General features: G+C 70.2%; 12 protein-coding genes and 2 pseudogenes. 6 read left to right on the top strand and 8 right to left on the bottom strand.

All coding sequences use genetic code 11. The annotated features are described in order from the left end of the window. Positions 1-243 precede the first annotated feature (243 nt). Positions 244-519, top strand: a complete 276-nt coding sequence (locus ACZ4VT_RS24630; RefSeq protein WP_467952720.1) for a hypothetical protein — start codon at positions 244-246, stop codon at positions 517-519. Positions 520-527: 8 nt separating this feature from the next. On the opposite strand, the gene ACZ4VT_RS24625 is transcribed toward ACZ4VT_RS24630, so the two are convergent. From ACZ4VT_RS24625 to ACZ4VT_RS24610, 4 genes and pseudogenes are all read right to left on the bottom strand, one after another. Then, the gene (locus ACZ4VT_RS24625; protein WP_467952784.1) at positions 528-752 is read right to left on the bottom strand and encodes a transposase; all 225 of its coding nucleotides are present in this window, start codon (positions 750-752) and stop codon (positions 528-530) included. A 16-nt stretch (positions 753-768) separates the two neighbouring features. After that, positions 769-1,149 carry a hypothetical protein gene (locus ACZ4VT_RS24620; protein ID WP_467952788.1) on the bottom strand — a complete coding sequence of 127 codons (381 nt, stop codon included), beginning with the start codon at positions 1,147-1,149 and terminating at the stop codon, positions 769-771. Positions 1,150-1,169: 20 nt separating this feature from the next. Then, positions 1,170-1,499, bottom strand: coding sequence for a hypothetical protein (locus ACZ4VT_RS24615; protein ID WP_467952719.1), 330 nt, complete (start codon positions 1,497-1,499; stop codon positions 1,170-1,172). 40 nt (positions 1,500-1,539) lie between these two features. Continuing rightward, positions 1,540-1,641 (bottom strand): annotated as a pseudogene (locus ACZ4VT_RS24610) (IS5/IS1182 family transposase); the annotation flags it as partial. A gap of 110 nt (positions 1,642-1,751) precedes the next feature. On the opposite strand from ACZ4VT_RS24610, the gene ACZ4VT_RS24605 reads away from it, so the two are divergent. Continuing rightward, positions 1,752-1,886, top strand: coding sequence for a hypothetical protein (locus ACZ4VT_RS24605; RefSeq protein ID WP_467952717.1), 135 nt, complete (start codon positions 1,752-1,754; stop codon positions 1,884-1,886). 144 nt (positions 1,887-2,030) lie between these two features. On the opposite strand, the gene ACZ4VT_RS24600 is transcribed toward ACZ4VT_RS24605, so the two are convergent. Both ACZ4VT_RS24600 and ACZ4VT_RS24595 read right to left on the bottom strand, forming a co-directional pair. Beyond that, on the bottom strand, positions 2,031-3,266 hold the full coding sequence (locus tag ACZ4VT_RS24600) for a serine hydrolase domain-containing protein (RefSeq protein WP_467952715.1): 1,236 nt from the start codon (positions 3,264-3,266) through the stop codon (positions 2,031-2,033). Positions 3,267-3,337: 71 nt separating this feature from the next. After that, positions 3,338-4,234 (bottom strand): alpha/beta hydrolase, encoded by an 897-nt coding sequence (locus tag ACZ4VT_RS24595; RefSeq protein ID WP_467952714.1) that lies wholly within the window; start codon positions 4,232-4,234, stop codon positions 3,338-3,340. 108 nt (positions 4,235-4,342) lie between these two features. On the opposite strand from ACZ4VT_RS24595, the gene ACZ4VT_RS24590 reads away from it, so the two are divergent. The 3 genes and pseudogenes from ACZ4VT_RS24590 (at position 4,343) to ACZ4VT_RS24580 (ending at position 7,494) form a co-directional block, all read left to right on the top strand. Continuing rightward, positions 4,343-5,383 (top strand): helix-turn-helix domain-containing protein, encoded by a 1,041-nt coding sequence (locus ACZ4VT_RS24590; RefSeq protein WP_467952712.1) that lies wholly within the window; start codon positions 4,343-4,345, stop codon positions 5,381-5,383. Positions 5,384-5,465: 82 nt separating this feature from the next. Continuing rightward, a pseudogene (locus ACZ4VT_RS24585) lies at positions 5,466-5,555 on the top strand (IS5/IS1182 family transposase); the annotation flags it as partial. A gap of 613 nt (positions 5,556-6,168) precedes the next feature. Continuing rightward, positions 6,169-7,494 carry a serine/threonine-protein kinase gene (locus tag ACZ4VT_RS24580; RefSeq protein ID WP_467952710.1) on the top strand — a complete coding sequence of 442 codons (1,326 nt, stop codon included), beginning with the start codon at positions 6,169-6,171 and terminating at the stop codon, positions 7,492-7,494. 716 nt (positions 7,495-8,210) lie between these two features. Here ACZ4VT_RS24580 and ACZ4VT_RS24575 read toward each other — a convergent pair. Beyond that, on the bottom strand, positions 8,211-9,056 hold the full coding sequence (locus tag ACZ4VT_RS24575) for a hypothetical protein (RefSeq protein WP_467952708.1): 846 nt from the start codon (positions 9,054-9,056) through the stop codon (positions 8,211-8,213). After that, a complete protein-coding gene (locus tag ACZ4VT_RS24570) occupies positions 9,053-9,619 on the bottom strand; it encodes a SigE family RNA polymerase sigma factor (RefSeq protein WP_467952707.1) in 567 nt (188 codons plus the stop codon). Before ACZ4VT_RS24570 ends, ACZ4VT_RS24575 begins: the two co-directional genes overlap by 4 nt. Before the next feature lie 483 nt (positions 9,620-10,102). Here ACZ4VT_RS24570 and ACZ4VT_RS24565 point away from each other — a divergent pair, with 483 nt between their 5' ends. Next, on the top strand, positions 10,103-11,446 hold the full coding sequence (locus tag ACZ4VT_RS24565; protein WP_467952706.1) for a pectate lyase family protein: 1,344 nt from the start codon (positions 10,103-10,105) through the stop codon (positions 11,444-11,446). The last annotated feature ends 1,044 nt before the right edge of the window (positions 11,447-12,490 follow it).

Below are 12,490 nucleotides of genomic sequence, written 5' to 3'. Positions count from 1 at the left end.
TGTAGGCATATCAACACCCGGCTGAAGAGTCCGGCCTGCCTCGCTGGGGCTCAACCGTTCGCCGCAGATGCTTCGACCGGCTGGCGGTGGTGCATTCCTGGCGAATCCGTCGGGTCAACGGTGTGCGCCTCCCGAACTCGGGTTCTGGCGCACTTTCCGTGGAGGGCTGACTGAGTGTGATGTCAGTGGTGTGTGGTGGGATGGCCGGACTCTGCTGCCGTGACCTGCTGGGAGTCTGCCTTGATGCCTGTCTACTCGTCTCTGACCCACGCTCTGGCCCAGGCTTTGGTCGATGTCCTGTGGTTCGTCGAGGGCAGTGAAGACGAGCAGATGGATCCGGACGACGCCGTCAAGGTCATGGAGGGCGTCGCCCACTTGGTCAGCGAGCTGTCGAGCGACCAGCGGAACGAGTTGATCAAACTGCTTGGGACGATGGCCGACGCCGAGTCCGATCCGGCGCGGCGCGAGTTCCTGGAAGGGTTCCCGGAAGGCTTCGGGCTCCTTGAGGATGGGGTCTGACCTGTGCTTCACGAATAGAGCAGGACGCGTTTGCGGAGAAGGGCGAAGCCGGCCCGGCCGAACATCTGGCGTTTGAGCATCTTGATTCGGTTGACGTGGCCCTCGACGGCGCCTGAGCTCCAGGGCAGTGTGAGGCCGGCGTTGACCGCATCGCGGTCACGGTCGATGCCTGCGGCGAGTGTGTGGAGGCCGGGGAGGTCATCTCGCCGGACGGCATCGAGCCACTGCGGCAGCCGTTCGCCCTGGCGCTCAGTGCATCTGGCCGAAGGAGCGGACGTGGCCGGTGAGGGCGTCCAGTTCCGGGCAGTGGACCAGAACCGCTTTGAGCCGAAGGTGCTCCGTCTCGTTGAGGGTCTCCGGCCGGCGATGGACCCATCCGGCGACGAGGCGGGGTGACGGTGGCCGAGCCGTGACGGGACCTGACGAAAGCCGCTTCTCCCGGAAATCGGCTCGAACCCGCTGGTAGCTGCCCTGATAGCCGAGCGGCACGATCTCCTCCCACACCCTCCAGGCGTTCGTGTAGCCCTGGTTCCAGCGGTCATCCAGGTAGGGCTTGAAGACGTCGAGTTTGGATGGCCGACCCTGCCACTGCCCGTGGAACAGTTCCTCCGGGTTGGCTGCGTCGGCCAAGAGTTTGACGGTCCGGGAGGTCATGCGAGTTGGCGGCCGATCGCCCTCCGGCTGAGCCCTGCTGCCAGTAGATCGTGGACAGCCGCGTGGTTGACGCGGGTGCGGTCAGCGAAGCGGTGCCCTCTCGGCCAGGGCGAACCGGAGGGGTCTTCGAACTTCTCCGGCTCGGGGGCAGGTTGGGCCGAATCTGGCGCCAGGACCTGCAGGCAACCGCGGTGGTCCGCGACGCACCGCTCTGCAGCCTCGCTCACGTTGTGCCAAAGATGCCACCGGTCCGCCACCTGCACCGCCTGCGGTGCCCCGGCCGTGGCACCTTCGGCGAAGAACGGTGCCCGATCGCGGCAGACCACTTCGACCCCTGGCCGCTTCGCGAGCCAAGCGGCCAGGCTCCTCGCGCCGCAACATGGTCACCAGCTTCCCGAAACAGCGCGGACTCAGCCCCGTGAACGGGGCTATCCAAGACGGCTCCGAAGCCGTGATTACACCAGCCACACCAAGATCATCTCACCCGTGACCAGCAGTTACGGGACAAGCCTTAGCCTCCCTTCCGGGACGGACTCCGAGTCCCGTCCGGCACACGCCAGCCATAGGGGGACAACTCGATGACCGCACTGCGCAGGACCCTGACCGCACTCGCCCTCACCGTCCTGGTCGCCATGGGCTCGGCAGGCACCAGCCACGCCTGCGACGCCACCCCGCCCACCGGCGCCGGCGACTTCTACTGCCAGCCCGCCTGATCAGGCCTCGGGGAACGTCGCGAAAGCCACGTTCGCCATGAGCACCGGGTCCGGCTCGCCGGCGCGGACGAACTCCCGCGCGGCGGGCCCCCTCCGTGGCCTCGAACGCCTCCGCGGCCGCCGCCTCGATCTCGCCCCGGACGGCTACTGCCGCGCGGCCTGACCGTCGCCGCACATCGCCTGCCCGTACAGCGTCTCCAGCGCGTCGTCGATGGGGTGGTGCTGCGGCTTCCCCGAGGAGTCGGGCGCGTTCCACCTCTGGAGGTTGACCGCGACCGACATCTGACGCTTGCCGTCGGCTCGGGTCAGGGAGATCGTTCCGGCCCCCCAGACCGTGCCGTCGTGGCCCCAGAAGACACCGCAATCCGTGATGTCGACCTTGTGCAGACCGAGGCCGTACTGGATCGTCGATCCGTCCAGGGCGATGACCGGGACCGTGCGCTGCATCTGCTCCAGTGACCACCGGTTCACGATCTCGCCGTCGAGCAGCTTGCGGTAGAAACGGTTGAGATCATCCGTGGTCGACACCAGGGCGGCCCCCGTCCCCGTCCAGGACATGTTGTAGACGCTGTAGTCGCGGGGCGGATCGAGCAGTCCCCACAGGGCCTCGTACATCCGTGAGTGCGGCCCCCGGATCCGCGTCCCGGTCGGGAACCCCGTGTGCCGCAGGCCCGCCCGCTGGATGACGTTCCGGGTGATGTACTCCTCGGCCGGGGTACCGGTCACGTGCTCCAGGAGCTGGCCGAGGAGGAGGTAATTGGTATTGGAGTACACACCGGTGGGGCCTCCGGGCTCGCCGGCGGGAGGCGCGCTCAGGCCCAACTCGATCAGCTCGGCCGGGCGGAACTGCCTGAACCGGTTGTCGTCCAGGCTCTGGGGCGAGCCGGCCTGGAGGGACGGGAAGGCGTACCGGATGTAATCGGGGATGCCGCTGGTGTTGTTGAGCAGCATCCGCACCGTGATCTTCCGGCCCCGCTCTCCCGGCACCAGCTGCGGCAGGTAGTCGCCGATCGGCGCATCGAGTTCGATCCGGCCCTGCTCGACCTGCTGCATGACCGCGGCGGCCGTGAAGGTCTTGGTGATGCTGCCGACGCGCTGCCGCATGTCGGGCGTGACGGGACGGCCAGTGGTGACATCGGCGACCCCGGAAGCGCCCCGCCACGTCCGGCCGCCGTCGCGCACCTCGGCGTACACCCCTGGTACACCCGCGCGATGGACACCATCGAGAGCGGACTTCAGCTCGGCGGGGCGGAAGGGGGACGACGGGCTCGCGCCGGCCGTCACGGTATGCGGCCCGCCGGGCGCGGGAGCTGCCGCCACCGTGCCCGCGCAGACGCCCAGCGCGGCCACACTTCCCCACATCGCCAGTCGAATCTTCAAGACAGTCGTCCTTTCGTGATCAATGAGTGCAGGCGGCGGGGACGCTCCCCGTGCCTTAGGACGTCCACGGCTCAAGAGGCCAGGGCGCGGCGCAGAGCGGCGCCGAGCTCGGCGTTCTGGCGCTGCGACACCTCGGCGGACAGAAGCGCCTGCGATCCGTGGAAGGTGCCGGGCCACTGGTGGAGCTCGACCGACACGCCCGCCTGCATCAGGCGCAGCGCGTAGGCGATGCCCTCGTCGCGGTTCGGACAGAACTCCGCGGTGGCGATGTAGGCCGGTGGCAGCCCGGACAGATCGGCGGCCCGGGCGGGGGCGGCGTACGGTGTGGCGGGCCGGGAGCCCAGGTAGTGCCGCCACGCTGCGGAAAGCTTGTCGCGGTCGAACCAGGGCGTGTCGGTGAAGTTCCGCGCCGACCACGTCTCCTGCCGGTCGTCGAGCCCCGGCTGGTTGAGCAGTTGGAAGCGGACCGCCGGTCCCTGCTCCTCACGCGCCCGCAACGTCACCGCGGCCGCGAGGTTCGCGCCCACGCTGTGACCGCCGACCGCGATCCGCGCCGGGTCGATACCGAGCTCGCCGGCGTGCTCGGCCGTCCAGGCCAGTGCGGCGTAGGCGTCGTCGAAGGCGGCCGGGAACGGGTCCTCCGGCGCCAGGCGGTAGCCCACCGAGACCACCACCGCCCCGGAAAGGGACGCGACCCGGGCGGCCCACGGATGCTCGGTGTCCAGGTCACCGAAGACTCCGCCGCCGCCGTGCAGCCAGACGACGGCGCCCTGTGCCCGGTGCGGGCGGTAGACCCGGACCGCCACGTCCGGATCGGCGGACACCGTGCGGTCCTCGACCTCCATGTCCGAGGTGTCCGGTGCCGGCGCCGCAGCCGCACGCTCGGCGAAGTCCTTGCGCGCGGTGACCGGTTCGTTCATGTCGAGTTGCGGGAGAAACGGGATGAATGCTTCGAGTTCGGCGTCCATGGCGACCATCCTCACGGTCCTCACCCGAGGGGGTCACCCGCCATCCGTCGCGCATCCCGCCCCGATCACGCACCGGTCGGCGCACCCCCGCCCTTCTATCCTTCTGCCATGGAGGCACTGGCGGTTCGGCTGTCGGGACTGGATCCCTATGTCGACGGGGCGATGCGCATCGTCGCGTTCTACGACACCCTGATGCGCCGACGGGTGGATCTCCCGGCGCTCGCCCGGGCCTCGGCGGGACTGGCCGAGTGCGTGGCCGGCATACGGCTCCACGGCGCGGGGCGGGCGACCCGCGTCGCGCCCGACGGCAGGCCCGCGTCCGCCCCGCCGGCGCCCGCGTCCACCACGGCGCCGATCACGCTCGACGAGGAGGAGATCGGCAGGGTGTGGCTGGAACGCCCCGGCCGGCCCAACCCGCTCGACGAAGTGCTCCTCGACAGGCTCGCCATCGCCGCGGCGGCCGTCGCCGAGCGGTACGGCCCGGCCCGCACCACCATGGCCGACCCCGCCCTCGTCGAACTGGCGATCAGCTCGGACGGCGACGACGCGGCCCGAGCCCGGGCCCTCCGGCTCCTGGGATTCGCAGCCGAACTGCCCCTCCACGTCCTCGCCGTGCGTTCGCAGCTGCCCCTCGACCGGATCGGCGGCCTGATCTGCCCGGCCCGGGCCGTCAAGGCAGCGCCGCTCGCCGACGTCGGCGTCATCCTGGCCACCTTCGTGGACCCGGCCCGGTTCCCGGCAGACGTCCGCGCGGGCATCGGCGCCGCCGACAGCCCCGACCGGTCCTGGCGGCAGGCCCGCACCGCCCTCCGCTTCACGACCCCGCGCGAACCCGTCATCCGCCACGCCGACCTGGGCGCGCTGGCGCTCCTGGCCGAAGTGCCCCCGCAGACCGCACGGGAGAACGCCGACGTGGCCGCCATCGCACGCATCGCCGGCAACTCCGAGGATCTGGAGACGCTGGACACCTACTGCACCACCGGATCGCTGCGCCGGGCCGCCGACGTGCTCCACCTGCACCACAGCAGCATCGCTCGCCGCCTCGAACACATCGCGAAGACCCTCGACATCGAACTCACCGAACCTACCGGCCTGACACGGGCCAGGATCGCGCTCACCGCGTGGCGGCTCCTGGACCCCTGTTTCTGAACTCGGGCGGGCTAGCGCGTGGCTCTTTGATGAGTTGGTCAGTCGATCGGATGTGTCTGCCCGATGAGTGATCACTGATGCGATGTGGGGCCGGATCGAGCCGCTGATGCCGGCTGATCCGGTCCGTGGACGGCGCTGGGTTGAGCACCGCCGAAGGCTCGAGGCCATCGCGAACCGATCACCGACCACACGGTCTGCAAGGGAGCGGGTGGCACCCGCTCCACCTTTTGGGCACCGGGAACACCGGCCGCCATGACCCGCGGCCGCCGCACGGAAATCAAGGTCGTTGGAAGAGAGGAGGTTTCCCTTGCCCGGTGCCACGTATGTCCGTTTCAGGGCGATCGGTGAATGGAGGGCGGCGTCGCCTGACGGCCCCCGGAGTCCCAGCCTGTCGGGGCCCGCGCACCTCCACAGGAGTCGAGGGCTGACCTCGGGGGTCAAAGCCTGCCTCCGGGCGGACTCGGGCTGGCGGGTCATGACGGCAGGGCGCCGGCCGTGGTCGGAGGCGAAGGCAGCAGGTAAACAGGCTTCGCCGAACGGCGTGCCCACGCGGGCCCGCCGATCTGGCGGTCCTGAGCCACGTCCTGGAGGCGGCGGCCGAGAGCGAAGCGCTGCTCTCCGAGGGCTTTGACATCTCACGCCCAGTCCACGCCCAGCTTTGCGAGGGCGGTGAGCTGCTGGCGGCACTGTGTCCCGTGTACTGGGTAGGGGCTCCCGGAGCCCGGTGAGTAGCGCGACTTCCGAAGGGTAGGCGCGCGTCACTGCCAGCGAGTAGAGGAGGACCCATGTCGGCCCTGTCCGTCCCAGAGTACGGAGGACCGCCTCTACGCGACACCGTCCTGGGCGGCCGTTATCGGCTCCAGGGCCTCATAGGGTCGGGCGGTACGGCGGACGTGTTCCATGGTGTCGACGAGGTGCTGGGCCGTGAGGTGGCCGTCAAGGTATTCCGCGTGGGCACGGATACCGTCACTGCCGACCGCTTCTGCGACGAGGCCCGCACACTGGCCCGTCTTTCCCATCCCGCCCTCGTCACCGTTTATGACGCCGGCCGACACGGCCAAGGCGCTTTCATGGTCACGGAGTTGATCCGCGGCGTCACCTTGCGCACCCGAATGGACGCGGGCCCCCTGGGCCCCGTCCAGCTCATGCGGCTCGGCGCCGCCATCTCCTCGGCCATCGACCACGTGCACGCCCACGGCGTCATCCATCACGATGTGAAACCCTCCAACATTCTCCTCGGCGCAGAGGGCTCGCCCCACCTGGCCGACTTCGGGCTGTCACGGACCGTCCACGAGCGCTCCCACAGCGCGCCCGACACCCTCGTCGGCACCGTCGCCTACATGGCCCCGGAACAGTTCCTGGGCGAAGGCGCGAGTACGGCCAGCGACATCTACGCCCTGGGAGTGACTCTCCTGGAGGCTCTCACCGGGCGGCGCGAGTACCAGGGAACTCCTATGGAGATCGGCACCGCCCACCTCCTGCGCCGGCCCCACATACCCGAAGAACTACCGGAAGACCTCGCCCGCCTGCTCGAAAAGATGACCGACCAGGCTCCTGCGGCACGTCCCGACGCCGCCGCAGTCCACCAATGCCTGCAGGACATGGCGCAAGCACCGCGCCCCCGCACCCCAGCCAGCGCCACGCTCAACGGCACCACCACACGTCGCTCCCACTTCTTGCCCTCTGCCGCTGCTGCCGTGCGAACGCCCGATCCGTTTGGGGCTGCCCGAGGGCGCCGCCCGCTCTGGTGGAGCCTTGCGGCGGCGAGCGTCACGGGCACCTGCGTGCTGGTGATGGGCGGCATCCAAGCGGGCAACAACGCACCCGTCACCGCTCCCACGCACGAGCAGCCCGCGGCACCGAAGAACACCGAGATGGCAGCCCCGGCAGGATCCTCACCAGCAGGGCCGCCCGCGACGTCGCTCCCCGCAGCCGAGACGTCCACCCCGCGTTCGCCGGCCGCAGCGCCCTCGACTCCACAAGAACTCCAGGCACGCACCAGTACCTCTTCGGCGCGGCAGGTCACAGAACGCCCGTCGAAGGCTCCGGGGGCGGCGAAGACGCAGGAGATCCCCGGAAAGGCCAAGGGCAAGAAGGATAAGGGGCGGTGACCGACCGCCCCTCCGGGAGCGCACCAACACGAGGAAGTGCTTGGCCGCCACGACTGCTCCTGTGAAGCAGCGTCGTCGACCCGACGGAGCCGCATGCCCCAGGTGGCCGACCTCGCCGAAGCTCCCGTCCACGACGGCACCCGGGCCGCTGCGCGGGTGATCACTGCCGCATTCAGCCGGTGGGAAGAGTTCGGCCGGCCCCTGCGTGGGCCAGCACGGTGTGACCGTCACCTCGGACGGCGCCACGGTCTGGGTTGGATCACCCGCGATCACGGTGGCCGCTCGTTGAACCCGGTCAGGATGGCCGCATTCAGCGAGCGAAAGGCGATCACCGGGCTCATGGCTCACGGCTGGCTGTCAGCGACCTTCCCACGGTGGCGAAGCGCGCCCTGGCCAGCGGCCAAGCGACTGCCGTGGAACGGATGGCGATCGAGGACCTGCTCTGGGAAGCGTCCTCGCCTCCGGATATATCCAGGAGGATCCGGCGCGAGGTGGCCCGATCCCTTGCCCCGGAGCACATGACCCCCAGAGAGCGGGGTGCGCGGGTCAGGCCCCGTGCCCACCCGTTGGGGCCGGATCGGAGTCGCCGTAGGCCTCCGGCGTGGTGACGATCGCCGCACCGGTCAGCTCGTGCAGTCATGTCCCTTCCTTGCGTGGGGAAGACCTTGCGCCTTCTGATCGCCACGGGGGGAAAAAACGTTGCCGCATTTTCGTCATCAGTCGTTGTGCCGGGCGAAGTCGCCCGACACGGCGAGCGGTTCGCTCCGCGTCCGGGCGGTGGCCGCGTAGCGGTCGTCCCGGGCGTCCCGGCCGCCGCGGGCGTGGTGGTACTGCCCGGCGAACATCCACTGGCCGGTCGGCACCGTACGACCCTGCTTGAGCACCCAGGTGTGGACGAGGTAACCGTCCTTCTCGGCGACCGTCAGCGTGAAGTCGGCCTCGGGCAGCGACCGCCACGCCCCGGCGGAGGCGACCCCGCCGGTCTGGGCGATCCGCAACTCGACGGTCAGCGCGGTAAGTTCCTCGCGCGTCTTGAGGGTGACGTTGCTCTGCGCCCAGAAGTCGTTGCTGTGCGGGTCCACCGAGCCGTCCGACCACAGCGGCCCGTCCTGCTCGCCGGCGGCGGGCGCGCCGGTATCGGGCGTACGCGGCGGGGAGACGCTCGGCTCGCGGGGCTCGCGGGGGGCGCTCGGTGTCGGCTCCGCGGGCGTCGGGTCCACCGGCGAAGGAGCCCGGCGCGTCGCGTCCGTCGACGGGGTGGGCGTGGAGGTGGGGGCGGGCGTCGGCGGGACCGCGACCGTCTGCTGCGGAGGCTCGTCGTTCACCACGGAGGCCACGCCGTAGCCGCCGGCGGCGAGGATCCCCGCGACCGCCGCGGTGACGCCCGCCACGCGCACCCAGCCGAACCGGGGAGGGCGGCCCGCACGGGAGCGGGGCGGGTCCTCCTGCGCCATGCCGCGTTCGAGGCGTGCCAGGATCCGCGCGCGGTCGGGCCGGTGCGCCCCGGCCGCCTCGTGCAGCCGGGTGCGCAGCTCGTCGTGCACGTCCCGCCGCATGCTCATCGGTTCCTTCCTCCGGCATTCCCGGTACGCGCCATCGCCGCGTGCACCTTACGCGGAGCGTCCTGCGTGCCGAGCAGCCGCTGCAGCTCGGCCATCCCCTTCGACGTCTGGCTCTTCACCGTACCGACCGACACGCCCAGGGCCATCGCGGTGTCCTTCTCGGACAGGTCGAACGCATGGCGCAGCACGACACACGCCCGCTTCCGGAACGGCAGCCTGCGCAGCGCCCCTTGTACGTCGACCACCCCGGCCACGTCCGGATTCTCTGTCTTCTCCTCCCGCTGCGCCCAGAACAGCGCGACACGCCGCCGCTCGCGCACCGCTCTGCGTATCCGCGTCCGGGCCAGATTGGCGACCACGCCCCGCGCGTACGCCACCGGCTGCTCGCTCGCCCGCACCCGGTCCCAGCGGTGCCACAGCGCGAGCAGCGCATCCGCGGCCAGGTCGTCGGCGGCGTCCGCTTCGCCGGTCAACAGGCGCGCGAGCCGGGCCAATTCGGCGTGGTGCCGCTCGAAGAAGGCATGGAACTCCACGGAGGCGGCGTCATCGACGACTGCGGCCACGGGCGATGCCTCCTCGCAGCGACCTCGGGGCCCGGAACCGGGCGCCTGCCTGTTATGTGTGCGACATGTGATGTCCGGACGAGATCCGCAAGAGTAGCAGTGAGCAAGCGCTTGGTCAGCAATCCCTGCCACCCGACGGCACTCCCGGCCTCGACCGGCGGGCGCAGGTCCCAGCACGGACGGGCAGGGGCGCCCGCAGCCGCCAAGACGATCGGCTGCATCGATGCGCGATCGGACCGAGACCGTGGACGGCGTCTCGGACGCGCATGCAAAGACAGAGGTAGCCACCTCCGGCAGCTGACCTCCACCTGCCTCATCGGGTCTGACGGTGGCGGGATGGGTACCCACGACCTCTTCGTCCCGAATGAGGTTCGGTTGCTGACCCGGCCTGCAAAAAAAGATCCCCGCACGCGGCAACCTTTCACGGAGCGGCGGCCACTGACAGGGCGTAACCCCGTTCCTCCCCCCTGCAAAGGAAGCCCCGTGGCTGCTCGCTCCCACCGCCGGTCCCTCCGCTCCCGTCGTGCCGCCGTCATCTGCACGGCCGTCGCGGCCGCATGCGTCGGCTCAGGTGCTGTCGTGATGAACGCCAACGCCGGGACCGTCGACCTGTACCACCAGACGCTCACCGCGAAGGACGGCTGGGCGGCCTCCGGTACGGGAACCACCGGTGGCACGAAGGCCGACGCCGCCCACACCGTCACCGTCTCCACCCGTGCGCAGCTCGTGAAGGCGCTGGGCTCGGCCTCCGACACCACGCCCCGCATCATCAAGATCAACGGCATGATCGACGCCAACACCGACGACAGCGGAAAGAAGCTGACCTGCGCCGACTACGCCCTCGGTACCGGCTACTCACTGCCGGCCTACCTCAAGGCTTACGACCCGGCCACCTACGGCCGCTCCAAGCTGCCCTCCGGCACCCAGGAGACGGCACGCGCCGCCGCCCAGGCCAAGCAGGGCAAGAACATCGTCTTCAAGGTCTCCGCCAACACGACCATTGTCGGCGTCCCCGGCACCAACGCGGGCCTCACCGGGGCCATGCTCCAATTGCAGAACGTGGACAACGTCATCGTCCGCAACCTGACCTTCGCCGCCACCGAGGACTGCTTCCCGCAGTGGGACCCCACCGACGGCGACGACGGCAACTGGAACTCCAACTACGACTCGGTGTCCCTGCGCGGCGCGACCCACGTGTGGGCGGACCACAACACGTTCACCGACGCGCCGCACTTCGACAGCGCCAACCCGAAGTACTTCGGCCGCGAGTACCAGATCCACGACGGCGCCCTCGACATCACCAAGGGATCCGACCTGGTGACCGTCTCGCGCAACCAGTTCACCAACCACGACAAGACGATGTTGATCGGCAGCAGCGACACCGACAGCGTCGGCAAGCTGCGCGTCTCCATCCACCACAACGTGTGGAAGGGCATCATGCAGCGCGCCCCGCTGGCCCGCATCGGCCAGATCCACATCTACAACAACTACTACGACGTCACACCCCTCAACGGGTACACGCCGCAGTACACCATCAACTCCCGCGCCAAGGCCCAGGTCGTCGCGGAGAACAACTACTGGAAGCTGCCGTCCGGCGCGAAGGCCGCCAAGCTCCTCAGCGGTGACGGCACCGGCTCGGTCAAGGGCTCCGGCAACCTCGTCAACGGCACGGTGACCGACCTCGTCGCCGCCTACAACGCCGCCTCGTCCAAGGACTTGAAGACCACGGTCAACTGGACCCCGATCCTCACGACGGGCCTGGAGGCCTCGGCGAGCAACCTCCCGACGTCGCTGGCGACGACGACGGGGGCGAGCGCGCTCAAGTAGCACCCACGCGAGGGCCGGGACACCAACGAGCCCCCGACCCTCGCGCACCGCGCCGCACGATCCGCTGCCCCACCGAACTGCGAGGGGCCCGCCAATGCGTTCCCGGGCCCCTCACGGCGCCTGCCAGGCAACAGCCCACAGGCCGGTTCACGCAGGCCGCACGACCTTGGCCGCTACCGCGGGCGTCTCGACGGCTCCAGCCCGGGTGACCCCCTTGCGGGTGGTGCACGCGTCGCTCGCAATGAGCTCCTTGTTCCAGTGCCTGTGGAGGGTCCGGCTGCAGCCCTAGCGGCGCCCGGCGGCCACGATGGTCCGGTCGAACCGGACGGCATCCCCTGGGCGATCCCCCGGGTGTTCACCCCCGCCTCCCCGGGCGGGCGAGTGGTGTTGCAGACCTGCCGCGGATCGCTGGTGAAAGATCGTTTCCCGGATCTGGTGGCCGCAACAGCTGCGTGACCATGGAGTTGCCCCAGCGACCACGACGAACGCTTCCACGTCCCCGAAGTCCCCGGCCTCGACATCGTCCTGCGGGGCCTGTCCATGACCGGCGACGACACCCGCACCCTGGCCGTCGCCAACCCCCTCTTCGACGGCCTCCACGAGTACTACCGGCGGGCCAACGCCCTGCGCCGCGAACCCGCCTGACGCCCCCGAAGCCCCGCCTCGGCCCCTGCCCGATCCCGGGGCGTACGCGAGACCAGCCCCGCCCGGGGGATGAGGCATTCACACCCCGCCCTGTGACAGATCGACCATGCCCCCCATCCCGCGCGCGGACGGCCCTGGATCTGCCCAGGGAGCGTCGCAGGCCGTGCACGACGCCTCCTCACCGCACCCTGGGGAGCACCATGTCCCGTGCCCAAGCCCGCCCCGCCGTGCTCGCCGCCGCGTTGATCGCGGCCTTCGCGGCCTCGGCCGCACCGCTTCGGCGCATGTGGAGGTCGAGGCGGACGATGCCCGCGTTCTGGCCCGCAACGTCACCCCGAGCTTCGTCGCGGAGTCCGAGTCCGCCTCGGCCGGCACCACGAAGCGACGACGGCCGCGCCG

This window comes from Streptomyces sp. NPDC029164 (assembly GCF_055563995.1).
Note: the sequence above shows the minus strand (reverse complement) of the source record. Positions and strands in the feature narration are given on the sequence as shown.

What these genes read in the sequence shown, in the direction of transcription:
- ACZ4VT_RS24630 (WP_467952720.1), top strand. Translation starts at nt 244, where the DNA reads ATGCCTGTCTACTCGTCTCTGACCCACGCTCTGGCCCAGGCTTTGGTC.
- ACZ4VT_RS24605 (WP_467952717.1), top strand. Translation starts at nt 1,752, where the DNA reads ATGACCGCACTGCGCAGGACCCTGACCGCACTCGCCCTCACCGTCCTG.
- ACZ4VT_RS24595 (WP_467952714.1), bottom strand. Translation starts at nt 4,234, where the DNA reads ATGGACGCCGAACTCGAAGCATTCATCCCGTTTCTCCCGCAACTCGAC.
- ACZ4VT_RS24590 (WP_467952712.1), top strand. Translation starts at nt 4,343, where the DNA reads ATGGAGGCACTGGCGGTTCGGCTGTCGGGACTGGATCCCTATGTCGAC.
- ACZ4VT_RS24580 (WP_467952710.1), top strand. Translation starts at nt 6,169, where the DNA reads ATGTCGGCCCTGTCCGTCCCAGAGTACGGAGGACCGCCTCTACGCGAC.
- ACZ4VT_RS24575 (WP_467952708.1), bottom strand. Translation starts at nt 9,056, where the DNA reads ATGAGCATGCGGCGGGACGTGCACGACGAGCTGCGCACCCGGCTGCAC.